Origin of the sequence: Rhodococcus sp. KBS0724, assembly GCF_005938745.2 — a bacterium.
GTDB lineage: Bacteria > Actinomycetota > Actinomycetes > Mycobacteriales > Mycobacteriaceae > Rhodococcus_F.
In genome coordinates this window covers 2,002,646-2,024,656 of record NZ_VCBX02000001.1, presented here as the reverse complement: position 1 = coordinate 2,024,656, position 22,011 = coordinate 2,002,646, and the positions used below count along the sequence as shown (strand labels likewise).

The 22,011-nt window shown below is 63.1% G+C and carries 21 protein-coding genes; 7 read left to right on the top strand and 14 right to left on the bottom strand.

Annotation, left to right across the window (positions count from 1 at the left end; genetic code table 11):
• The first annotated feature begins 32 nt into the window (after positions 1–32).
• The gene (locus tag FFI94_RS09355; RefSeq protein WP_138872721.1) at positions 33–545 is read left to right on the top strand and encodes a MarR family winged helix-turn-helix transcriptional regulator; all 513 of its coding nucleotides are present in this window, start codon (positions 33–35) and stop codon (positions 543–545) included.
• 66 nt (positions 546–611) lie between these two features.
• On the opposite strand, the gene FFI94_RS09350 is transcribed toward FFI94_RS09355, so the two are convergent.
• Genes FFI94_RS09350 through FFI94_RS09305 form a run of 10 tightly spaced genes read right to left on the bottom strand, consistent with a single transcriptional unit; the run spans position 612 to position 11,832 of the window.
• Positions 612–1,388 (bottom strand): enoyl-CoA hydratase, encoded by a 777-nt coding sequence (locus FFI94_RS09350; protein ID WP_138872720.1) that lies wholly within the window; start codon positions 1,386–1,388, stop codon positions 612–614.
• A complete protein-coding gene (gene mmsB / locus FFI94_RS09345) occupies positions 1,385–2,281 on the bottom strand; it encodes a 3-hydroxyisobutyrate dehydrogenase (RefSeq protein WP_138872719.1) in 897 nt (298 codons plus the stop codon). The genes FFI94_RS09350 and mmsB overlap by 4 nt, the downstream gene beginning before the upstream one ends.
• A gap of 23 nt (positions 2,282–2,304) precedes the next feature.
• Positions 2,305–3,363 (bottom strand): enoyl-CoA hydratase/isomerase family protein, encoded by a 1,059-nt coding sequence (locus FFI94_RS09340; protein ID WP_138872718.1) that lies wholly within the window; start codon positions 3,361–3,363, stop codon positions 2,305–2,307.
• On the bottom strand, positions 3,360–4,517 hold the full coding sequence (locus tag FFI94_RS09335; protein WP_138872717.1) for an isobutyryl-CoA dehydrogenase: 1,158 nt from the start codon (positions 4,515–4,517) through the stop codon (positions 3,360–3,362). The genes FFI94_RS09340 and FFI94_RS09335 overlap by 4 nt, the downstream gene beginning before the upstream one ends.
• Positions 4,518–4,531: 14 nt before the next feature.
• Entirely contained in the window at positions 4,532–6,049 is a 1,518-nt protein-coding gene (locus tag FFI94_RS09330) for a CoA-acylating methylmalonate-semialdehyde dehydrogenase (RefSeq protein WP_138872716.1), read from the bottom strand.
• A gap of 51 nt (positions 6,050–6,100) precedes the next feature.
• Positions 6,101–6,841 (bottom strand): copper homeostasis protein CutC, encoded by a 741-nt coding sequence (locus FFI94_RS09325; RefSeq protein WP_138872715.1) that lies wholly within the window; start codon positions 6,839–6,841, stop codon positions 6,101–6,103.
• A 1-nt stretch (position 6,842) separates the two neighbouring features.
• Positions 6,843–7,622 carry a glucosamine-6-phosphate deaminase gene (nagB, locus tag FFI94_RS09320; RefSeq protein ID WP_138872714.1) on the bottom strand — a complete coding sequence of 260 codons (780 nt, stop codon included), beginning with the start codon at positions 7,620–7,622 and terminating at the stop codon, positions 6,843–6,845.
• The gene (locus tag FFI94_RS09315) at positions 7,622–8,806 is read right to left on the bottom strand and encodes an N-acetylglucosamine-6-phosphate deacetylase (RefSeq protein WP_260683968.1); all 1,185 of its coding nucleotides are present in this window, start codon (positions 8,804–8,806) and stop codon (positions 7,622–7,624) included. The genes nagB and FFI94_RS09315 overlap by 1 nt, the downstream gene beginning before the upstream one ends.
• Positions 8,803–10,485: a phosphoenolpyruvate--protein phosphotransferase gene (ptsP, locus tag FFI94_RS09310; RefSeq protein ID WP_138872713.1), complete on the bottom strand. Its 1,683-nt coding sequence runs from the start codon at positions 10,483–10,485 to the stop codon at positions 8,803–8,805. The genes FFI94_RS09315 and ptsP overlap by 4 nt, the downstream gene beginning before the upstream one ends.
• Positions 10,486–10,488: 3 nt before the next feature.
• Positions 10,489–11,832, bottom strand: coding sequence for a PTS transporter subunit EIIC (locus FFI94_RS09305; protein WP_138872712.1), 1,344 nt, complete (start codon positions 11,830–11,832; stop codon positions 10,489–10,491).
• A 310-nt stretch (positions 11,833–12,142) separates the two neighbouring features.
• On the opposite strand from FFI94_RS09305, the gene FFI94_RS09300 reads away from it, so the two are divergent.
• On the top strand, positions 12,143–12,373 hold the full coding sequence (locus tag FFI94_RS09300; protein WP_045071371.1) for a glucose PTS transporter subunit EIIB: 231 nt from the start codon (positions 12,143–12,145) through the stop codon (positions 12,371–12,373).
• Complete coding sequence (locus tag FFI94_RS09295) at positions 12,370–12,831, top strand: glucose PTS transporter subunit IIA (RefSeq protein WP_138872711.1); 462 nt, start codon at positions 12,370–12,372, stop codon at positions 12,829–12,831. The genes FFI94_RS09300 and FFI94_RS09295 overlap by 4 nt, the downstream gene beginning before the upstream one ends.
• A 57-nt stretch (positions 12,832–12,888) precedes the next feature.
• Here the strand turns inward: FFI94_RS09295 and FFI94_RS09290 are convergent, their stop codons facing one another.
• From FFI94_RS09290 to FFI94_RS09280, 3 genes are all read right to left on the bottom strand, one after another.
• A complete protein-coding gene (locus tag FFI94_RS09290) occupies positions 12,889–13,641 on the bottom strand; it encodes a GntR family transcriptional regulator (protein WP_260684468.1) in 753 nt (250 codons plus the stop codon).
• 107 nt (positions 13,642–13,748) lie between these two features.
• On the bottom strand, positions 13,749–14,519 hold the full coding sequence (locus FFI94_RS09285; RefSeq protein WP_138872710.1) for an SWIM zinc finger family protein: 771 nt from the start codon (positions 14,517–14,519) through the stop codon (positions 13,749–13,751).
• Entirely contained in the window at positions 14,516–17,332 is a 2,817-nt protein-coding gene (locus tag FFI94_RS09280; protein WP_138872709.1) for a DEAD/DEAH box helicase, read from the bottom strand. Before FFI94_RS09280 ends, FFI94_RS09285 begins: the two co-directional genes overlap by 4 nt.
• 40 nt (positions 17,333–17,372) lie before the next feature.
• Here FFI94_RS09280 and FFI94_RS09275 point away from each other — a divergent pair, with 40 nt between their 5' ends.
• Both FFI94_RS09275 and FFI94_RS09270 read left to right on the top strand, forming a co-directional pair.
• A complete protein-coding gene (locus tag FFI94_RS09275; protein WP_138872708.1) occupies positions 17,373–18,296 on the top strand; it encodes an NADP-dependent oxidoreductase in 924 nt (307 codons plus the stop codon).
• Positions 18,297–18,355: 59 nt separating this feature from the next.
• Positions 18,356–19,012: an HNH endonuclease family protein gene (locus tag FFI94_RS09270; protein ID WP_138873693.1), complete on the top strand. Its 657-nt coding sequence runs from the start codon at positions 18,356–18,358 to the stop codon at positions 19,010–19,012.
• Between the two features lies 1 nt (position 19,013).
• Here the strand turns inward: FFI94_RS09270 and FFI94_RS09265 are convergent, their stop codons facing one another.
• A complete protein-coding gene (locus FFI94_RS09265) occupies positions 19,014–20,585 on the bottom strand; it encodes a molybdopterin-dependent oxidoreductase (protein ID WP_138872707.1) in 1,572 nt (523 codons plus the stop codon).
• Between the two features lie 129 nt (positions 20,586–20,714).
• On the opposite strand from FFI94_RS09265, the gene FFI94_RS09260 reads away from it, so the two are divergent.
• Both FFI94_RS09260 and FFI94_RS09255 read left to right on the top strand, forming a co-directional pair.
• Positions 20,715–21,533: a shikimate 5-dehydrogenase gene (locus tag FFI94_RS09260; protein WP_138872706.1), complete on the top strand. Its 819-nt coding sequence runs from the start codon at positions 20,715–20,717 to the stop codon at positions 21,531–21,533.
• A gap of 13 nt (positions 21,534–21,546) precedes the next feature.
• Positions 21,547–22,008, top strand: a complete 462-nt coding sequence (locus tag FFI94_RS09255) for a DUF6328 family protein (protein ID WP_138872705.1) — start codon at positions 21,547–21,549, stop codon at positions 22,006–22,008.
• Positions 22,009–22,011: the final 3 nt, after the last annotated feature.

The following is a 22,011-nucleotide window of genomic DNA, read 5'->3' as shown; positions in this document are numbered from 1 at the left end:
CAGGCTCTGGCGGGCATGGGATGATCGAACGTATGCCTCCCCTTTCGCCGCTTCCCATCGACCCCATCGAAGAGGCACATCGGCAATGGACCGAGCACGGTTGGAGTGACGTTGCCGATGGGATGGCCGCTGTCACCTCGGTGATGCGGGCGCAGCAGATCATGATGGCGCGAGTCGAGGAAGTGCTCAAGCCGCTCGGGCTGACGTTCGCTCGATACGAACTGCTGACGCTGCTCACCTTCACGAGGTCGGGCGCACTGCCCATGACGAAGGCCAGCGCACGCCTGCAGGTTCACCCCACCAGCGTCACGAATGCGGTGGATCGCCTCGAGAATGCACAATTGGTACGACGCGTCCCCCACCCCAGCGATCGTCGGACAACACTCATCGAGATTTCGGATTCCGGCCGAGCATTGGCGCTCGAGGCTACGGAGCTGCTGAATGCCAAGGTCTTCGCGAACCCGGGCTTGGAGCCGGACAAGCTCACGCAATTGGTGACAATCCTCACTGAATTGCGCAAGACTGCCGGGGATTTCGAGGGGTAAACGACAACGATCCTGAAGGATTTCACTCGCTGAGCGAGCAGAATCCTTCAGGATCGTGGGGACTTGTCAGCGGTGCTTGAACTCAGCTGACCGCTTCTCGACAAATGCGGCCATGCCTTCCTTCTGATCTTCGGTAGCGAAGGTCGAGTGGAAAACCCGACGCTCGAAGCGGACGCCCTCGGCGAGCGAGGACTCGAAGGAGCGGTTGACCGCTTCCTTGGCCATCATCGCGATCGGCAGGGACATCTCGGCGATGGTGGTTGCCGTCTTCAATGCGTCGTCGAGCAGATCTGCTGCCGGCACGATGCGAGACACCAGGCCGGCGCGCTCGGCTTCTTCGGCATCCATGTTGCGCCCGGTGAGGCACATTTCCATGGCCTTGGCCTTGCCCACCGCGCGGGTAAGACGCTGCGAGCCACCGATTCCGGGGATAACTCCGAGCTTGATCTCGGGCTGCCCGAACTTCGCGTTATCTGCGGCGATGATGAAGTCACAGAGCATCGCGAGCTCGCAACCGCCGCCGAGTGCGTATCCGGCGACAGCGGCAATCAGCGGCTTACGCGAAGCAGCGACGCGATCCCACGGCGTGAAGAAATCCTCGACGTACGCGTCCATGTACGTCTTGGACTGCATTTCCTTGATGTCGGCACCGGCGGCAAATGCGCGCTCGGAACCGGTGATCAGGATGGCACCGATGTTGTTGTCCGCTTCGAGATCGGTTACCGCGGCAACCACCTCGTTCATCAGCTCGGAGTTCAGGGCGTTGAGCGCCTTGGGACGGTTGAGCGTGATGACGCCGACGCGGCCCTTACGCTCGAGAATGATGGTGTTGAAGTCGGTCACTGCTGTCCTTCGGTCGAACGGTCTCGGATGTCGTTGATGATGGCAGAAAAGTCCTGACCACCAGCGCCCGCGGCATGGTACTGGCTGTAGAGCTCAGCGGCCTTGAGGCCGAGTTCGGCGTCAACACCATTGGTACGCAATGCGTTTGCGGCCAGTCCGAGGTCCTTGTCCATCAACGCGACCGCAAAGCCGGGCTGGTAGTCGTTGTTGGCCGGGCTGGTGGGTACCGGTCCGGGTACCGGGCAGTTGGACGTGAGAGCCCAGCACTGTCCCGACGCGTTGGACGCGACGTCGAAGAGTGCCTGGTTGCTCAGTCCGAGCTTTTCGCCCAGAACAAATGCTTCGCTGATGGCGATCATCGAGACACCGAGGATCATGTTGTTGCAGATCTTCGCGGCCTGACCGACACCGGCGTCGCCGCAGTGAACGACCTTGCGGCCCATCACGTCCAGCAACGGTGACGCGGCCAGGAAGTCCTCTTCGGATCCGCCGACCATGAATGCGAGGGTTCCGGCGGTTGCGCCGACAACACCACCGGAAACCGGCGCGTCGACGCTACGGTGCCCAGCGGCCTCTGCCCGATCGTGTGCTTCGCGGGCGTCTGCGACGTCGATCGTGGAGCAGTCGATGAACAGCGTGCCCGGCTTCGCGGCGGGCAGCAGATCGTCGTACAGACCCAGAACGTGCTTGCCGCTCGGCAGCATCGTGATGACGACGTCGGCTTCGCGCACCGCATCCACAGCCGAATCAGCTACCGATGCACCGTCTTCGACAGCCTGCTCGAGCGCTGCGGGCGCCAGGTCGAACCCGACTACCGTGTGTCCGGCCTTGACGAGGTTGGCCGCCATCGGGCCACCCATGTGTCCGAGTCCGATAAATCCAATGGTGCTCATTAGTGATGCTCCTTCGGCGGTGATCAGTTGCCTTGCGATTGAGGGGTGAGGCCGAGTTCACGCTCACCGAGCGGCGCAAAGTACGCTTCCACGGCGGCGTCGGTGACGTCCGCGAGGGTCGCGGGAAGCCACTGCGGGTTGCGGTCCTTCTCGACCACCTGTGCGCGGATACCCTCGACGAGGTCGTGTGAACTCAGTGATGCCGTCGAGACCCGGAACTCCTCGTTCAGAACTTCTTCGAGGCTGTTGGCACCCTTGGCATGATGAAGCGAACGCAACGTGACGGACAGCGCGATCGGCGACTTACCGAGAATCTGCTCGGCGGCCTTCTCGGCTTCGGGAATTCCGCTGGCGCGCAGGCGCTCGACAATCGCGACGACATTGTCCGCCGAGTACGCGGCGTCGATCCAACTCTGCTGTGCCAGTAGTTCCGAAACCGGTGCGGGCTCGGCAAATTGAGCAACGGCCTGCTCTACCGTCGACGATGCGATCGCCTCGATGAACGTCTCGATGTTCTCGGAGGGGATGAAGTGGTCCGCAAATCCTGTCGCGATGGCGTCGCCGGCGCTCAAGCGTGCCGTGGTGAGCGCGATGTGTGCTCCCAATTCTCCGGGAGCACGCGCGAGCAGGTACGTTCCGCCGACGTCTGGGATGAATCCGATTCCGGTCTCGGGCATACCGATCATGGAACGCTCGGTCACGATGCGAACGTCGCCGTGTGCGGACACTCCGACTCCGCCGCCCATGACGATGCCGTCCATGATCGCGACGTACGGCTTCGGGTAGTTCGAAATCTCGGCGTTGAAGATGTACTCGTCGCGCCAGAAGTCGAGCGAGCCGGTCTTGCCGTCCTTGGCGTCGTGGTAGATCGAGACGATATCGCCGCCGGCGCACAGGCCACGTTCGCCTGCACCGGTCAGGACGACAGCCTTGACCTCGTCGTCGGACTTCCAGGCCTCGAGGGCCGCAGCCATCTGCGTCACCATCGAGTGGTTGAGCGCGTTGATCGCCTTGGGACGGTTGAGGGTGATGCGTCCCAGTCCGTCGCGCTTCTCGATCAGAACTTCGTTCTCTTCGGTCATGCTGCTCCCTGCTTTCCCTGCCCTGCGATCACACTGCGAGCGATGACCACACGCATGATCTCGTTGCTGCCTTCGAGGATCTGGTGAACGCGAAGATCGCGGACGATCTTCTCGATCCCGTACTCAGCAAGATAGCCGTACCCACCGTGCAGCTGGAGCGCCCGGTTGGCCACGTCGAAACCGTTGTCGGTCGCGAAGCGCTTGGCCATAGCGCACAGTTCCACCACGTCCGGCGCGTTCTCGTCGAGAGCTGCGGCAGCGCGCCACAGCAGGGTCCGCGCAGCTTCCAGTTCGGTTCGCATATCGGCGAGCTGGAACTGCAGGGCCTGCGATTCGATCAACGCCGAACCGAATGCCTTGCGGTCCACCAGATATGCGACGGCCTTCTCCAGCGCTGCCTGCGCGCCGCCCACCGAGCAAGCGGCGATGTTGAGGCGGCCGCCGTTGAGGCCCTTCATCGCGATGCGGAATCCGCTGCCTTCTTCGCCGAGCATGTTGGCCGCGGGAACGCGCACGTCCTCCATGATCACCTGACGGGTGGGCTGTGCGTTCCAGCCCATCTTGATCTCGTTGGGACCGAACGACAGGCCGGGCGAATCTTTCGGCACGATGAATGCCGAGATTCCCTTGGCACCTGCAGCTCCGGTACGGGCCATCACGACATACACGTCGGAAGTGCCTGCGCCGGAAATGAACTGCTTGACGCCGTTGAGGATGTAGTCGTCACCGTCACGAACGGCCTTGGTGCTCAAGCCGGCAGCGTCGGAACCGGCGCCGGGTTCGGTCAGGCAGTAGCTGCCCAACTGATCCATCGAGCACAGTCCGGGTACCCACTTGTGGCGCTGTTCGTCGTTGCCGAACTGGTCGATCATCCACGTGACCATGTTGTGGATGGAAATGTACGCGGCGATCGACGGATCACCCTTGGCGAGCTCCTCGAAGATCCGAGCAGCATCGACGCGGGTCAGTTCACTGCCACCGACATCCTCACGGATGTAGATGCCGCCCATCCCCAGGGACGCCGCCTTGCGGAGAACGTCCACCGGGAAATGCTTGGTCTGATCCCATTCCACCGCATTCGGCGCCAGGTGCTCGGCCGCGAAGTCGCGGGCGGTGTCACGAATCGCCCGCTCGTCATCGGTCAGAGTAAACATGGAAGGTTTTCCGATCAGTTCATCGTGGGGATGACGAAGTGATTGGTCTCTTCCTTCTTGCCGGAAGGCCAACGCTGCGTCACGGTCTTGGTCTTGGTGTAGAAGCGGAAGGAGTCGGGACCGTGCTGGTTCAGGTCACCGAATCCGGAGCGCTTCCAGCCGCCGAAGGTGTGGTAGGCGATCGGGACGGGAATCGGCACGTTGACGCCGACCATGCCGACGTTGACGCGGGCCGTGAAGTCACGAGCGGTGTCGCCGTCACGGGTGAAGATGGAGACACCGTTGCCGTACTCGTGCTCGGTCGGAAGACGCAGGGCCTCTTCGTAATCGGCAGCGCGAACAACCTGCAGGACGGGTCCGAAAATCTCTTCCTTGTAGATGCGCATGTCCGAGGTGACATTGTCGAACAGGGTGGCGCCGGCGAAGAATCCGCCTTCGTGGCCTTCGAGGGTGAAGCCGCGGCCGTCGACGACTGCTGTTGCGCCCTCGTCGATACCGATCTGCACGTAGTTGTTGACGCGGTCGAGCGCGTCCTGGCAGACGAGAGGCCCGAAATCGACGCCTTCGTCGTCACTGCGACCGATCTTGAGCTTCGCGACGCGTTCCTTCAGCTTGGCGACCAGCGCATCTGCCGTCTCTTCGCCGACGGGAACGGCAACGGAGATGGCCATGCAACGCTCACCGGCGCTGCCGTAACCGGCACCGATCAGGGCGTCGGCAACCTCGTCGAGATCGGCGTCCGGCATGACGATCGCGTGGTTCTTGGCGCCACCGAAGCACTGTGCGCGCTTGCCGTGAGCTGCGGCCGTCTCGTAGATGTACTGAGCGATCGGCGTGGAGCCGACAAAGCCGACAGCCTTGATGCGGTCGTCAGTGAGCAGGACGTCGACAACTTCCTTGTCACCGTTGACCACGTTGAACACGCCGGCGGGCAGTCCGGCTTCGAGGAACAGCTCGGCCAGGCGCAGCGGCACGGAGGGGTCGCGCTCGGACGGCTTGAGAATGAAAGCGTTGCCGGCTGCGAGGGCCGGGCCGGCCTTCCACAGCGGGATCATCGCGGGGAAGTTGAAGGGCGTGATGCCCGCAACGACGCCGAGCGGCTGACGCATCGAGTACACGTCGATGCCTGTGCCTGCGCTCTCGGTGAATTCACCCTTGAGCAGGTGCGGAGCGCCCACGGCGAACTCGATGACCTCGAGGCCGCGCTGGATGTCGCCCTTGGCGTCGGCGACGGTCTTGCCGTGCTCGGACGAGAGGAGCCGAGCGAGGGAATCCATCTCAGCCTGGGCGAGCTGGAGGAATTTCATGAGGACACGGGCGCGCTTCTGCGGGTTGAAAGCAGCCCAGACCTTCTGCGCCTCTTCTGCATTGGCGATGATGGCTTCGGTTTCCGCCTTGCTCGCGAGCGGAACGCGCGCCTGAACCTGACCAGTGTTGGGGTCGAAGACGTCCGCAAATCGATCGGAAGCTCCGGGAACCCGCTTGCCACCGACGAAGTGCGTCAACTCTTGAACCGCCGCATTGTCAACCATTGTGCTAACCCGTTCCTTGCTCGTTGTGGACTGCCGGAGAAGCAGCGCTAACTATATCGACCATCCTATAGTTGGATGTCCATGTATGTCTAGAGCTGAGGCCGCGGACAGCGCAACTTCCCGGTCGGTGACCTCGTATCCACCACTACCACCACCCGGTCCACCAGAACCTTCGACGATCGCGCGAGCGGACAGGTGGATCGCGTCGACTCCGGTCGCCGCAACCGCGGCAATATCACCGATTCGTACCCCACCACCAGCCATGATCTGGATCCGCCCCGCGGCGTGATCGACCATGGCCCCCAACTCTTCCAGCCCCTTGGCGCAGGTCGGGGCGCCCCCAGACGTCAGGACACGGGTCACGTCGAGATCCACCAGGACATCGAGTGCCGCCCGCCTGTCCGGCACGACGTCGATGGCTCGGTGTGCGGTCACCTCGACAACCGCGGGATCGACGCACTCGATGACCGAACGCAGTGCGTCGACATCGATCGCGGAGGTCTCGGTCAGAGCGCCGATCACTATCCCGGACGCGCCCGCCGCCACTGCTGCACGTGCATCACGGCGCATCACCGCCATCTCGTCGGCACCGTACACAAATCCACCGGCCCGTGGCCGGATCAGGACGTGCACTGGAACACCTACTGCCACAACTGCTTCGATCAATCCGACACTGGGGGTGAGACCGCCTGTTGCACCCAGTGCCGCACAGAGTTCAACACGCGCCGCCCCCACGGCGAGTGCGGTCTGCGCCCCACGAACATCCTGAACGGCAAGTTCGAGCGCTGTCATGTCAGTACGACTGCCACGGCGGCTTGTTCTCGAGCGCGTACCGGTAGTAGTCGGCCAATTTCAGCCTTCCGGCCGCGGCTTCGTCGATGACCACGGTGACGTGGCGGTGCCACTGCAGCACCGATGCCGGGCAAAATGCGGTCAGCGGACCTTCGACTGCTGCAGCAATAGCGTCGGCCTTACCTTCACCGGTCGCGATCAACACCAAATGCCGTGCATCACTGATAGTTCCGAGACCCTGGGTGAGAACGTGATGGGGAACGTCATCGGGACGCTCGAAGAAGCGAGCGTTGTCGATTCGCGTCTGCTCCGTCAAAGTCTTGACCCGTGTACGCGACGACAGTGCGGAACTCGGTTCGTTGAAACCGATGTGTCCGTCGGTGCCGATTCCGAGCAGTTGCACGTCCACTCCCCCGGCTTCGGCGATACTACGGTCGTACCGTTCCACTTCCGCATCCGGAATTACGGCTTCACCGTTCGGACTGAAAACCCGATCAGGATCCAGGTTGACGTGATCGACGAATTCGGCGCGAATTACCGAATAGTACGACTGCGAATGACTTTTCGGCAGACCAAGATATTCGTCGAGCAAGAATGCCTGAGCCTGCGAGAAATCCAGTCCAGACACCCGGTGGCGACGCGCCAGTTCGCGGTACGTCCCGATCGGCGACGAACCTGTTGCGAGCCCGAGCGTTGTAGCACCGCGCCGGACATAGCCTTCGACGATGTCTGCTGCCGTCGAGTCGACCTCCAGCGGGGTAGGCATGATGACAATTTCCATCAGATTTCCTTTCCGGCGGCCCGGCCGCCGTGAAGTACGCGCACCGGGCGCAGGTGACGATCGGTGACCAGGATGTCGGCGCGGTAGCCGGCAGTCAGCGATCCGTGTGAATTGTGCAGTCCCAGCAGTGTTGCCGGAGTACGGGTGGCAGCGATGACGGCATCGGCGAGTGCAACTCCGCTGTCGAACACGGTGCTACGCAGCACATCCAGCAGTCGTGCCGTTCCGCCCGCTATGGCCCCGACCGAACCGTCGGCGGTGGCAAGTCTGGCGATGCCACCGCTCACCACCACATCCAGAGCGCCGAGCTGATAGTTTCCGTCGGCCATTCCGGCGGCGGCCATGGAATCACTGACCAGCGTGATCTGGTCTGCGCCGACGGTATCGAACACCATGGACACCGTTTCCGGAGCCAGATGCACTCCATCGGCGATCAGTTCCACCACCATCTCTCCTCTCCCTGCGGCCGCGAGGCACGCCGCAACCGGGCCCGGCGAACGGTGATGCAACGACGGCATCCCGTTGAACAGGTGCGTTGCGCTCACCCGACCGCTGCGAGCCGCCTGCCTTATCCGAGTCGACGTAGTCGCCGCATCGGCGTCGGTGTGTCCGAAGCTGGGCAGAATTCCGCGTCGACGCATGATGTCGAGCAGTTCCTCGAAATTCTCCGTCTCGGGTGCCAGCGTCATCGAACACACGTGCTCGCGGGCCGCGTTGCACACCTCTTCGAGCAGGTCAGGGTCCCCGGGAACTATGGCTGCGGGATCCTGGGCACCACATCGAACACAGTTGATAAACGGCCCTTCGAGGTGGATACCCAGAATCTCGCCGTCTTCAACCAGGTCGGCCAAGATCGCGGCTTGACGCATCAGGTCCCCGCGCGGCGCCGACACCAAACTTGCCAGCAGACCAGTCGTTCCGTGCTCACGGTGATGCGACGCGGCCACTCGGGCGCCCGCCGCGTCGGTGTTGGGGAATCCCGCTCCCGCAGCGCCGTGACTGTGGACGTCGATGAGGCCGGGAAGGATCATGCAGTCGGTGGCGTCCGGGACCTCGGCGAAGGCACAGTCCCCTGCCGCCCCCACCCAGCTGATCAACCCGCCGTCGACAACGACGACGCCGTCGTCGATGGTCCCGGAGGATCCGCCGACAACTCTGCCGCGCAGCACGAGTGACTCGGTCACGACGAATCCCTTATGCGCGCGACCGCTGCCCGGCCGGCGCTCGGGGTACGAGCACTGCGGGCCGCCGACGCCATCTGCAGGCACACCTCGAGATCGAGGGCCGCCAACTCTGCGCGAACGGCCCCGATCGCTGCGACGGACATCGACAGACTCGACACCCCGAGACCCACCAGTACGGGCGCCAACAGCGGATCCGACGCCGATTCCCCGCACACCCCAACAGGTTTGCCGGCGGCCGCTCCGGCCTGACCGACCATTGCGATCAGGTCGAGGACTGCCGGCTGCCACGGGTCGAGCAGGTGCGCGAGGCTACCGGTCATCCGGTCGACCGCACAGGTGTACTGGCTCAGGTCGTTGGTTCCGATGCTCAGGAAATCCAGATGTTCGAGGAGATCGCGGGCGCGCAGAGCCGCGGCCGGAACCTCGATCATCGCGCCCACCTTGCCAACTCCGCGGGATCGGGCGAGTTCAGCGAAGCCTGCAGCTTCCTCGGCTGTCGCGACCATCGGTGCCATGACGCGCAGATCCGCGCCGGTTTCATCGGCCGCCGCAACCAGGGCGTCGAGTTGGGTTACCAGGGTGTCGGGGTACAGATGTGCTACTCGGAGCCCCCGGATCCCGAGGGCCGGGTTCTCCTCGACCCCGAGATCCAGGAACGGCAGAGGTTTGTCGGAACCGGAATCGAGGGTCCGCACCACCACGGCGCGCCCGGCAAAGTGCTCGAAAACGGCTCTGTACGTTGCAGTCTGCTCCGCGACGGAGGGCGCATCATGGCGACCGAGATACGAGAACTCGGTACGGAACAGGCCGACACCCTCACAGTCGGCGTCGCCGGCACGTTCGGCATCGGCCACGGTCCCGATGTTTGCCGCCAAGCGCACGGCGACCCCGTCTCGGGTGCGGCCGGGACCGCTCGCAGTCGCAGCGCGAGCTTCCTGCAACGATGCTTCCCGGGCAACCTGAGCGCACAGTTCGGGACTCGGATCGATTGTCACCGTCCCGCTCGAACCGTCGAGGATCAGAACGGCACCGGGGACAAGCCGATCGGTATCCACGCAGTTGACCACGGCCGGAATGCCGAGCGACTTGGCCAGGATGGCGGTGTGACTGGTTGGTCCGCCCTCCGCGGTGAGTAGTCCGACCACGTCGGTGTCGCCGAGTGTTGCCGTATCGGCGGGAGCCAGATCCCGCGCCACCAGTATGTACGGGTAACCGGGGTTGGGGATTCCCGGCATCGGTTCGCCGCGCAGCACTGCGACCACTCGTTGTGCGAGGTCACGCAGATCTGTTGCCCGCTCGGCCATGTACCCGCCGACCGCGTCGAGCTTGTCGCAGAATCCGTCGAAGGCAACCGTCACCGAATGTGCTGTCGGCAGACCTGATTCGAGGTTCTTCTGCGCTGCGCCGACGATAGCCCGATCCCGTACCATCGCCGCCGACGTCGTCAGGATGTCCGCGGAGACACCGTCGACGGATTCGGCGCGGCGCAGGAGTTCCGCACTGACGCTCTCGAGCGCCGCTCGAATTCGTGCCAGTTCGGACTCCGGCTCGCCGGTAACCGGGTCGTGTGCCGAAGTGCGTTCGGGCACTGCGAAACTCAACCAGGGCGCGCAGACGACCCCGGCGCTGACTCCGAGTGCGCTGATCTGGTTCAACGGAGTGATTGTTGCCGTCGTCATGCGTCAGCGACCTTCCAGTTCCTTGTCGAGTTTCTTCTCCACTTCCGCGACAAGTGGTGCGTCGGTGCGGGAGTCACCTTCGGCGGCAAGCGCCAGTTCGGCTTCGAGGAGCGCTGCATCGGGCTCGCCGGCCGTAACCTCGGCGTCTTCCTCACGACCGGGAGTGCGCAGGTTCCACTTCTTGATGACAAAGCTGAAGAGGAAGTAGTAGATGACCGCATAGGCAAGTCCGATCGGGATGAGCATCCAGGCGTTTGTAGCCTTGCCGAAGTTCAGGACGTAGTCGAAGAAGCCGGCGGAGAAGGTGAATCCGTCGTGGATGCCCAGTGCGTTGACCAGCGCCATCGATGTACCGGTCAGAAGCGCGTGGATGACGTACAGCGGCCAGGCGACAAACATGAACGAGTATTCGAGGGGTTCGGTGATGCCGGTAAGGAAGGCGGTGAGGCCGGTGGAGAGCATGATGCCGCCGACAAGCTTCTTCTGAGACGGCTTGGCATTGCGCCAGATTGCAAACGCCGCAGCGGGCAGCGCAAACATCATGATCGGGAAGAATCCGGTCATGAACGTCCCGGCAGTGGGGTCACCGGCAAAGAACCGGTTGAGGTCGCCGCGAATGATCTGGCCGCTGGCGTTCTGGTAGTCGCCGATCAGGAACCACACGGCTGAGTTGAGGATGTGGTGCAGGCCGGTCGGGATGAGCAGTCGGTTGGCTGCGCCGTAGATGCCGCCGCCCACAACGGTATTCGAGGCAACTGCTTCACCGACCCAGTTCAGTCCCGAGTTGAACAGCGGGTACAGAAATGCCATGAGGACGCCGACGAGCAGGCCGGTGACGGCGGTCAGAATCGGAACCAAGCGTCGGCCGTTGAAGAAACCGAGGTAGTCGGGCAGTTTGGTTCGATAGAAGCGCTGCCACAGAATTGCGGAGAGTAGACCCATCACGATGCCGGCGAGCACACCGTAATTGATCAGTGACTGATCACCGTTGGGGTCGGTTTTTCCTTCGAGGACGATCGGCGACATGGCCTTGAAAACACCGTCGATCACTATGTATCCGACCACGGCGGCAAGTGCGGTGGATCCGTCCGCCTTCTTGGCCCACCCGATCGCAATGCCGACGGCAAAGATCAGCGGCAGCCAGGTAAACACGGCTTGACCGGCAGCGGAAATCACCGTTGCCGCGCTCTCGAGGGGACTGAACCGGCCGAGCAGGTCGTCCTGGCCGAGTCGCAGAAGGATGCCGGCTGCCGGGAGAACGGCAATGGGCAACATCAGACTTCGACCGAGGCGTTGTACGCCGGCGAAGAACGTTGATTCCTTCTTGGGGGTGTCGTCGAGCGTCATCGTTGACCTTCTCTGTTCGCTTGGCCTCTGTTCGCTTGGCCGCAACGGGTCGGCCTGCTGGTTGAGGTACGTGAAGTGGACACCTCGCCCACCGCGAGGAGCCGAAAATTCGTTTTGCCGAAACTGTTGTGGCGTTGCACCGCTAACGGGTACTGTCCGGTCATAACCAGTTGTAGTTTTGCCTGATGAAGCGCAGATGTCAAGACCGGAATGTGATTTAAGTTACGTGTTGACTCACGTCCCGCTATCAGCCAGAGTGCTTCACCAGCGACAAGAACCGACGCATTTACGACCACACACAGGAGCAGCAATGTCGAAAGCGGAAGCAATCATCAAGGGCCTCGGCGGCGCCGGGAACATCGTCGAAATCGAAGCGTGCATCACCCGCCTGCGCACCGAGGTCAAGGACGGCGCCAAGGTCGACGAAGCTGCTCTCAAAGCCGCCGGCGCGCACGGCGTGCTCAAAGCCGGATCCGTCGTCCAGGTGATCGTCGGACCCGAGGCCGACATCCTCGCCGAAGACATCGGGGACATCCTGTGACCGTCTCCGTCCTCGCTCCGCTTCCCGGCCGGGTGTGCGCACTAGCCGACGTTCCCGATCCGGTTTTTGCCCAGCAGATGGTCGGATCAGGGGTTGCTCTCGAACCCGCCCGCGACCAGGGCCACCTCACCGTCGTCGCGCCCATCGCCGGGAAGATCCTCAAACTTCATCCCCACGCATTTGTCATCTTCGGCGAGAAGGCCACCGGCGTACTGGTTCACATCGGTATCGACACCGTCAAACTCGAAGGCAAAGGCTTCACACTCATCGCGGCCGAGGGTGACACCGTCGCGGCCGGAGATCCTGTCGTCAGCTTCGACCCGGCGTTCATCGACACCACCGGTTACTCGGCAATCTGCCCGGTCGTGGTCATGGACTCCAAACCCGATACGGTCGAATCCCCTTCTGTGGGAGAAGAAGTGAAGACCGGCGACACCCTGTTCAACTGGTCTACCTGAGCACGAACAAGGCGGGCGCACCCTCGAAAGAGGATGCGCCCGCCTGCTGTTCGCGATTCAAGACCCGACGCGGGTGCCTGCTCGTTCGTTTCCCTGTACTTCCATCTGCAGTTGATAACGATCGGAGCGGTACCAACTGCACGTGTGCTCGATCGGCGCGCCCTCACTGAAGGACACTCGATCGAAGTACAGGACCGGCGCGCCCTTCTTGGTCCCGAGCAGAGTAGCGATCTCAATGGTTGCGCCGTCGGCACTGACGGTCTGTTCCGCGCGGTCGATCGGCTTGTCGTACTTGTCGGCCGTCGCACGATAGATCGAACCGGTCAGGTCGAGGTCGGTGAGCCCGGGCAATTGCTGCGGGTTGTACCAACCGTCGTCGACGCTCACCGGTTCACCGTCGGCCAAGCGCAGGCGTTTGACGTGGTAGCCCACCGATCCCGGCTCCATTCCGAGCGCAGACGCTGTGGCGTCCGGCACGGTGTCTTCCTCGTTGACGAGGACAACAGTGGTGGGGACGTGTCCCTGGGCTCGCATTTCCTCGGTGAACGACGCCAGGTGCAGTTTGGACTGAACCTGACGATGAGCGACAAAGGTTCCCTTGCCACGCACGCGCACGAGATAGCCGTCGTTGACGAGTTGACCGATCGCCTCGCGGACCGTGATTCGGCTGACGCCGTAATCCTGCATCAGGTTGCGCTCACTGGTCATCAAGTCGCCCGGCTGCAACTCGCGGGTGCACTTGTGCAGCAGAATGTTTCGCAGTTGCTCGTGTTTGGGTATAGCGCTGTCGCGCAGATGTACGGGCATCACGGCGGCTGCCCCTTTCATGAAGTGAAAGAATCTATCGTCGACAGGTCCCTACCGGACCTGTCCACTTCACGATACTGGAACAGGCACCGGGATCCTAGTGGTTGGGCTCAGGAGTCCAATTGCCGGTAAATTGCCCGCAGTTCCGCGAGCGCGACGTTTTGCTGTGCCAAATCCAATCCCAGTGCAGCCACCGAGGCCCGCAAGGCATTGAGGTCCAGATCGTCTATCGCAGCCCGGAATTCGACTCGCGGCAATCCCGGGAGAAGAGACGAGTCCCCGAACCAGCTTTCCACGTCGACCGCGATAGTGGTCTCGTCTTCCACTCCCCCGATCACATCGCCTAGGTCGACCCCGCGGAGGAGCAGAAGCTGCAGCGGATCGGTATCGATCCGCTCGGCGGTCAGGAAGGCCACGGCCGCAGCATGTTTACACGGCCATCCGTCGTCGGGGCAGGTGCAGTCGAATTGGAAAGCGCCCGGCCCGTCCGGCAGGAGTTGCGCGGCGAGCATGTCCGGCACCACCCCGGAGACCAGCGAGGCCAATGAGCCAGGGACCCTGCGGAGTTTGGTGATGATGTCGTCGATATCGGTGTTGTCCAGTGTGCTGATCGAGAGAGTGGCAGTGAAGGGTTCGAGTTGGGTCCCCCATGCTTCACCCGTCACCCGTCCCGGCCGAATATCGAGCGGCAGGACCTTGCCCGTGCGAGCGAAGGTTCGACCTCGTGAGACACGACCCTTGTCGCCGATCTGCTCGATGACCCGGACAAATGCCTTGCCCCAGAACGTCCGGCCGAAAGCGGGGCGCGACTTGATCGGCGCCGCTCGCTTACGTGCGCCCGTGTATTCACTGAAATCGGGACCTCCACGACGCGGACTCATTCGCCCACCGCATCGTCACCGAGTCGGAGCAACTCACCGAGCTGTTCGACGCTCATCTCCGTCACCCAGTTCTCTCCTGTTCCGACCGCCAGCTCGGCCAATTCACTCTTCGTGTCGATCATCGTGTCGATCCGTTCTTCCAATGTCCCGACACAGACCATCTTGCGGACCTGGACGTTGCGATGCTGCCCGATGCGGAACACTCTGTCGGTAGCCTGATTCTCGACCGCGGGATTCCACCACCGATCCATGTGCACAACGTGATTCGCGGCGGTCAGATTCAGTCCCGTTCCGCCCGCTTTGAGCGAGAGCACCATGATCGGCGGTCCGCCGGCGCTCTGAAATTCCTCGACCATGGTGTCACGGCCGGCCTTCGACACGCCGCCGTGAAGAAACGGGACCCCGGTACTGAACCGCTCGGAGAGATACGGCACGACCAGTTCGCCGAACTCGCGGAACTGCGTGAACAGCAATACTTTCTCTTCCTCGGCAGTCACCGATTCGACGATATCTTCGATCAAACCGAGTTTGCCGGAACGATGCTGACCGCGACGCATCACCGCAGATCCGTCACGAAGAAAATGTGCCGGATGGTTGCAGACCTGCTTGAGCTTGGTGAGAGCAGAGAGCACCGCGCCTTTGCGCTTCATCCCTTCCGTGCCCTTGATCTGGGCCATCATGTCGTCGACTACTGCGCGATACAGAGCTGCTTGCTCTTCGCTGAGATTTGCGCGAACCGTCATCTCGAGTTTTTCCGGAAGATCGGAGATGACAGCGGGATCGGTCTTGACGCGCCGCAGGACAAACGGCGAGGTGACGGCACGGAGCCGTGAGACGGCAAGTTCGTCCTTCTCGCGTTCGATCGGCACGACAAAGCGTTTGCGGAACATCTGTTCCGAGCCGAGCACACCACGGTTGGCGAAATCGAGGATGGATCGCAGCTCGTCCAATCGGTTTTCCACCGGAGTTCCGGTCAGTGCGACCCGATGTGCCGCAGGAATGCTGCGAGCGGCGCGCGCCTGCGACGTCTTGGCATTCTTGATGTGCTGCGCCTCGTCGAGCACAACACGTCGCCAGTCGAGATCCTTCAGGGCAGCAACGTCGCGCGTCATCAAGGCGTAGGTCGTGATGACCAGGTCGTTGTTTCGAACCGCGGCCTCCAATGCCGCACCCGTTGCTCGATCGGAACCATGATGGACGTACACCCGCAGGCTCGGAACAAACCGCGCCGCCTCGCGTTGCCAGTTGCCGACCACCGACATCGGACACACCAACAGCGTTGGTGTCGTGGACTTCTCGTGTGCGAGCAACGCCAACAGTTGGAGCGTCTTTCCCAACCCCATGTCGTCCGCCAGCACCGCCCCCAACCCGAGAGCACTCATGTACGCCAACCAGTTGAGCCCTCGTCGCTGATAGGGCCGCAGCACTGCATTGACGTCTGCCGGAACCGGAACCTCTGCCGGTTCCACCGAATTGTTCAGCAGCGCCGACGCCCACCCCGTTGCCGTCACCTCTTCGACGGGCAGGTCTTTGAGGTCGTCCGCGATCAGGTCCTTGATCAGTTCGATGATGGCCCGGTCGCCGCTGGCGTGGCGCTCGCCGACAAAGCGAGCAGCGCGCGCGAGCACCTCCCGATCGGCTTGGACCCACTCACCGCGCAAACGCACAAGGTCCGATTTCGCGTCGACCAGTCGGCCCATTTCCTCCGGCGTGAGCACTTTGTCTCCGAGCGCCAACTCCCAGTCGTATTCCACCAACTGATCGAGACCGACCGTGCGATTCTCCGCAACGATCGGCGAGGACGCCGAGGTGACTTTCACGCGCAACGACGGCGACACGACGCTCCACGCCCGAGGCAGCAGGAGCGTGATCCCTTTCTCCTGCAACGCGATAGCGCCATGACCGACCAGATCCATCACGACAGGGGTCGGCAGCAGGAGATCCAAGCTGTCGTCGTCGCGGGGCACATCCCGAAAGCGCGGGTAGGCCGCGATGGCTTCCTCGAGTTTTCGGCTACCTACTTGCAGGCGCGCGGCATCGGCACGGTGCAGCCGGATACGTTCGGGGGCTTCACCTTCCGCCCGAAGGCATACCTGCAGTCGCCACAGCGCTTCTGCATCGACATCAGCATCTTCGCTCAGTTCCGGTTCGATCAACCGCAGAACCAAATCGGGTTCGTCAGCAGTGAGAGTGCCGCGCCACTCCGTCAGAGACGACGCAACTCGCAATTCCGCATTGTCGAACTGCTCGCCGCGCACCAATGCCGCCCACAGCCCGGTCGTGGGAATGTCGACCGACTCGCCCAGCACTCGGCGAACAACCGAATCGGTCAGTTCGAGAACTACGTCGTCCAGGACGGCTCGGGGTGATCCCACCGCGCGCTGCACGGGAGGCATCGCAACAACCAACTCGCCCAGCCACGCGCGCTGACGCTCGTCGATCAACAGTCGCCAGCGCGGCCACCAACTGCCCTCCGCTCGGCCCAGTTCTGGAACAACCCGGCCGGCCCGCACCCACCGCTCGATCCCCCGGACAACGTGGACAAGATAGTGCAGGTCGCCGGCAACCCGGCCATCTGCAGGTTTGATCCGAAGTAGCAGGTCAACGGCGTCGCCCGGTGCCAGCGCCACCGCAGCGTATTCACTCTGCAGTGGGCCACCCGGCACGGACGGCATCGCGATACTCACGCGATGCCGGAATTTTCGGTGTAGGACAGCACTGACCGGGTCGCGGGGATCGTCGACCCCGGCGCCCTCGTGTCCGTCTACCCAGAGTTTGAGCCCCGATCCCGGTGACCAGAGTCCATGTAGCATCCGACCATCCAATCAGGTGCTACCGACATAGGCTGTTGTCATGGTCTTGGCATACGGTTTCACCGAGTACGGCGGTCCGGCGACCCAATCGTTCTTCGACGTGTCCCTACCGCCACCGGGCGCCGGGCAGATAGTGGTGTCCGTCCGCGCCGCCGGAGTCAATCCGGCCGATTGGAAGGTCCGCGCGGGAACACGAAAGGACACTGTGCCGGTGACACTGCCGGCGGTACTCGGCCGCGAAGTGTCGGGCGTGGTCACGGCCGTCGGACCACGGGTCACGGAGTTCGAGGTCGGCGACGAGGTGTTCGGCTCCACGGCAACAGGATTCGGCGGCTACACCGAAGCGACCGTGCTCAATGCATCACAGGCCGCACACAAACCGAGCAGCGTCTCCTGGGCCGACGCCGCCGTGATACCCGTCGCGTGCGGAACCGCGTACGACGCGCTGCATGATCTGGGCCTAGCAGCCGGAGCCACCCTGCTGGTGCTCGGCGCGGGCGGCGGAGTCGGAACGAGCACTCTCGCCTTGGCCCGGGCGCGCGGTATCACCGTGCTCGGCGTCGCCAGCGAATCCAAGCAGGCGGCCGTCGAGGCAACCGGATCGCTGTGGGTGGACTCGGGTGATCTGTGGGCAAACGCCGTTGCCGCCCTAGCGCCCAGCGGCGTTGACGGCGTCTTCGACCTGGTCGGCGGCGAGACTCTGCAACAAGGTGCTGCGCTGCGGCGACCGGGCGCCCCGCTCATCAGCGTCGCCGATCCCGTTGCTGCCACCGCACTCGGCGGCAGCGGAGTCGAGCGTCGACGCACCACCGCAGTGTTCTCCGCGGTCGCCGAGTTGGTGGCAGACGGTTCCCTCGACCCGGCCGTCGGGCAGTGTTTTTCCTTCGAGCAGGCCGGCTCCGCCCTTGCCGGTGTGGAGAGTGGGCACAGCGCGGGCAAAGTGGTGATCGAGTTCGATCAATAGCGAGAGGGGTGGCGGTGGGACGCAGGGGCTCGTGGGCGATAGCGGCCGCCACGATCGTCATGTTCGTTCTCTCGTCGTGCGGCGCGATCGGCACCGGGAGTTCTGTACCTGGTAGCCCCACCACGACCGAACTCGAGCAGTTGCTCAGCCAAGTCGCCGTGGTCGATCAACGCCCCCATCCCGGCGGATACGAGCGTGGCTGCAAGAGCGGGCAGGCGTGCGTTTTCGGTCCGGCGTGGTCCGACGATCAGGACGCCCCGATGGGTCACGACGGTTGCGACACCCGTAACAATGTTCTGGCCCAAGACCTTTCGGAAACAACGTTCAAACCTGGAACCCAGGACTGCGTCGTACTGTCCGGCATGATGACGGACCCGTACTCCGGTGATCGAATCGAGTTCGATCGCGGCCAGGCCAATGCAGTCCAGATCGATCACGTCTATCCCCTTGCCGCGGCTTGGGATTTCGGCGCGAATACGTGGCCACTGAGTGTGCGCATGCGGTTCGCCAACGACACCGAGCTGAATCTGATGGCGGTCAAGGGCAGCGAGAATCAGTCGAAAGGTGACAGCACACCCGGGCAGTGGCTCCCGCCCAATCCTGCCTACCACTGCTTTTACGCCTGGAAGTACCTGAACGTAGCCGTCTCGTACGGGCTGCCGATCAGCCGAGCCGACTTCGCAGCACTCACCGAACTCGAAGCAGCACGCTGCTGACCTACTTCACCGTGAACGATCGTGTGTGCCAACCCGTTGCACCACCGGGAATGGGCGGAGTCCGTTCCTCGACCTGAACGTTCCCGTCCAGATCGGTGGCCCGGACCTGCACGGTGTGCAACCCCGGCGTCGCGTCCCACATCCACGACCACTGACGCCACGTGTCGATCGAATACTCCTGGGCGAGCGTTGCCGGTTGCCACGGCCCGTTGTCGACCCGAAGCTCCACCGTCTTGATGCCGCGGTGCTGGGCCCACGCTGTTCCCGCCATCTGAACCTGACCGGCATTGACGGGTGCCAACGACGCCGGCACTTCGATCCGCGACGCAGTCTTGATCGGCGCCTGCGCGCCCCATCCTCGTTGCGTCCAATAGGCGTCCACCTGGTCGAACCTGGTCAGTTCCCACTCGGTGACCCACTTTGTCGCGGAGACGAATCCGTACAGCCCTGGCACAACCTGACGGACCGGATAGCCGTGTTCGAACGGCAGCGGCTCCCCGTTCATCGCGACGGCCAGCATCGCGTCGCGGCCGTCGGTCACCACGGCAACCGGGGTTCCGACGGTGAATCCGTCAACGCTGGTCGAGAGCAGCATGTCGGCGTCCGGGTGCACACCCACCTCCTCGAGGATGTCCTTCATCGGGTACCCGATCCAGGTGGCGTTGCCCGCGAGATTGCCACCCACCTCGTTGGACACGCACGTCAAGGTGACAACCCGTTCGATCGGTGTCCGGGCAACCAAATCGTCGAACGACAAGGTCATCTCGCGGTCCACCATGCCGTGAATACGCAGCTCCCACGAGTCCGTCGTGAGCTGCGGGACAAGAAGCGCCGTGTCGATCCGATAGAAATCGTCATTGGGAGTGATGTACGTCGACGCACCGGCAACACCGATGTTCGCGGCGGCCGGAATCGGTGGCGCCGCTGAGGCAGCAGTCGGAACCACGAAGTCCGCGCGGTTCGCAGACGCCCCGGCGATGCGCTGCCCCACGAACTTTCCGGCAGCACCGGCAGCGGCGGCGACGGCAAACGCAACCCCGGCCAGCATCAGGAACTGCCGACGCGGCAGCCATGTGTCGGGGACTCCGGGAGCGGGCGCCACATCGAGTTGCCCGATCAGCAGTCGCAGCGTGACGACGCCGGCAACAACACCGATGATCGTGGGGAACGCGTACATCGCATCAGCCGTCGGCCGGTTCAACGCGGCGTAGACACCCACTAGTCCGAGGGCAACCAGGATGGCACTGCCGAAGGGGCGTCTACGGCGCTCGAGGAGACCCGCGAGTGCGCCGAGCAAGGCGATCAGGATCGACATTCCGATGAAGAGCGCGGGTTTGTCGTTGGTCCCGAAGGTGTCGATCGCGAACTCGCGTGCCCACGCGGGAGTCCGGTCCACCGTGGTGGAACCGACGGCATAGAACGGCGAGGAGTCCGGGTTGATCAGCAGGGCAACCAGCTGTCCTACCCCCAGAACCACCGCTGCGGCAAGTACGCCGGAGATGGCACGGGCCACCAACCTGCGACGCGGCCGCGACTGAGCTGCCGGGTGTTCCTCGATGCTGTGAGTGACCATGTGCGTCTCGGTTCTGCTCGGTGCGAGTGGTTCTGGGGATCGGTTACCTCGTATTCGGAACCGATCCCTGCGTGGATGGGTCTGATCACTGCCCTGAAGTTCACGGTAGCCCGGATTAGAGTTGACGCCATGACTGTCGACCTCAACAAGGACACGCTGCTGTGCATGTCGCTATCCGGACGACCGAGCAACATCGGCACCAGATTCCACAACTATCTGTACGAGGAATTGGGCCTCAACTTCGTCTACAAGGCGTTCACCACCACTGATGTTCCCGCAGCGGTCGCAGGTATCCGCGCGCTCGGCATCCGCGGCTGCGGGGTGTCGATGCCGTTCAAGGAGCAGGTGATCGCTCATGTCGACGTCATGCACGACAGCGCGTCCGCAATCGACTCCGTCAACACCATCGTCAACGAGGACGGCGTCCTGCACGCCTACAACACCGACTACCAGGCGGTGGCAAACCTGTTGCGCGAGAACAACGTAGACACGTCACTCTCGGTGGCGGTCGCCGGTAGCGGCGGCATGGCCAAAGCCGTCGTCGCAGCGGTGCGTGACACCGGTTTCACCGACGTCACGGTGGTGGCACGCAACAAAGCGGCCGGCGACGCACTGGCCACGCAGTACGGATTCTCGTGGCGGGAAGACCTCGACGATCTGCGCCCCGGCGTTCTGATCAATGCCACGCCGATCGGGATGGCAGGCGGCCCCGAATCCGATGCACTGTCGTTCCCGGACGTCGTGGTGCGCGGCGCGGAGGTCGTTTTCGACGTAGTGGCGATGCCGGCGCACACTCCACTGATCGCCTTGGCCGAAGAACTCGGCAAGACGGTGATCACGGGCGCCTCGGTTATCGCGCTCCAAGCTGCCGAGCAGTTTGCCCTGTACACCGGGGTGCGTCCCAGCGCCGAACAGATCCAACGCGCCTCGGAATACTCGCGAGCGTGACAAACTCGACAGTATGAACGACACCGGGGAGAGCCCTCCTGTGCAACTCGCTCGGAACTTCAACGAGTTACTGCAAGAACTACGGGTTGCTCTCTCCGGTGTTCAGATCTTGTTCGCGTTTCTGCTCGCCGTGGCCTTCACCGAGCGCTACGAGGAGTCTTCGGTCTACATCAAGACCATTCACCTGGTGACGGTCATGCTGGTTGCCATTTCCTTCGGTCTCCTCATGGCACCGGCAGTGTGGCATCGAGTCCTGTTTCGCCGCGGATACCGGGAGCGCATCTTGGCGATCTCCAATCGATTCGCCTTGTGCGGCACCGGTTTTCTCGCGGCGTCCATGACCGGCACCGTGCTCCTGATCGCCGAGATCGCGATGGGCGGCATCGGCGCAAAGATTCTGGCCGCCTGCGCCGCCGTCATGTTCACCACGCTCTGGTTCGCCGTCCCCGCACTGATCAAACGCGACGACAGCTGAGAA

Excerpts from the sequence above, each read along its gene's own strand:
- FFI94_RS09355 (WP_138872721.1), top strand. The coding sequence starts at position 33 with ATGCCTCCCCTTTCGCCGCTTCCCATCGACCCCATCGAAGAGGCACAT.
- mmsB (WP_138872719.1), bottom strand. The coding sequence starts at position 2,281 with ATGAGCACCATTGGATTTATCGGACTCGGACACATGGGTGGCCCGATG.
- FFI94_RS09340 (WP_138872718.1), bottom strand. The coding sequence starts at position 3,363 with ATGACCGAAGAGAACGAAGTTCTGATCGAGAAGCGCGACGGACTGGGA.
- FFI94_RS09335 (WP_138872717.1), bottom strand. The coding sequence starts at position 4,517 with ATGTTTACTCTGACCGATGACGAGCGGGCGATTCGTGACACCGCCCGC.
- FFI94_RS09330 (WP_138872716.1), bottom strand. The coding sequence starts at position 6,049 with ATGGTTGACAATGCGGCGGTTCAAGAGTTGACGCACTTCGTCGGTGGC.
- FFI94_RS09325 (WP_138872715.1), bottom strand. The coding sequence starts at position 6,841 with ATGACAGCGCTCGAACTTGCCGTTCAGGATGTTCGTGGGGCGCAGACC.
- nagB (WP_138872714.1), bottom strand. The coding sequence starts at position 7,622 with ATGGAAATTGTCATCATGCCTACCCCGCTGGAGGTCGACTCGACGGCA.
- ptsP (WP_138872713.1), bottom strand. The coding sequence starts at position 10,485 with ATGACGACGGCAACAATCACTCCGTTGAACCAGATCAGCGCACTCGGA.
- FFI94_RS09305 (WP_138872712.1), bottom strand. The coding sequence starts at position 11,832 with ATGACGCTCGACGACACCCCCAAGAAGGAATCAACGTTCTTCGCCGGC.
- FFI94_RS09300 (WP_045071371.1), top strand. The coding sequence starts at position 12,143 with ATGTCGAAAGCGGAAGCAATCATCAAGGGCCTCGGCGGCGCCGGGAAC.
- FFI94_RS09285 (WP_138872710.1), bottom strand. The coding sequence starts at position 14,519 with ATGAGTCCGCGTCGTGGAGGTCCCGATTTCAGTGAATACACGGGCGCA.
- FFI94_RS09280 (WP_138872709.1), bottom strand. The coding sequence starts at position 17,332 with ATGCTACATGGACTCTGGTCACCGGGATCGGGGCTCAAACTCTGGGTA.
- FFI94_RS09275 (WP_138872708.1), top strand. The coding sequence starts at position 17,373 with ATGGTCTTGGCATACGGTTTCACCGAGTACGGCGGTCCGGCGACCCAA.
- FFI94_RS09270 (WP_138873693.1), top strand. The coding sequence starts at position 18,356 with ATGTTCGTTCTCTCGTCGTGCGGCGCGATCGGCACCGGGAGTTCTGTA.
- FFI94_RS09265 (WP_138872707.1), bottom strand. The coding sequence starts at position 20,585 with ATGGTCACTCACAGCATCGAGGAACACCCGGCAGCTCAGTCGCGGCCG.
- FFI94_RS09260 (WP_138872706.1), top strand. The coding sequence starts at position 20,715 with ATGACTGTCGACCTCAACAAGGACACGCTGCTGTGCATGTCGCTATCC.
- FFI94_RS09255 (WP_138872705.1), top strand. The coding sequence starts at position 21,547 with ATGAACGACACCGGGGAGAGCCCTCCTGTGCAACTCGCTCGGAACTTC.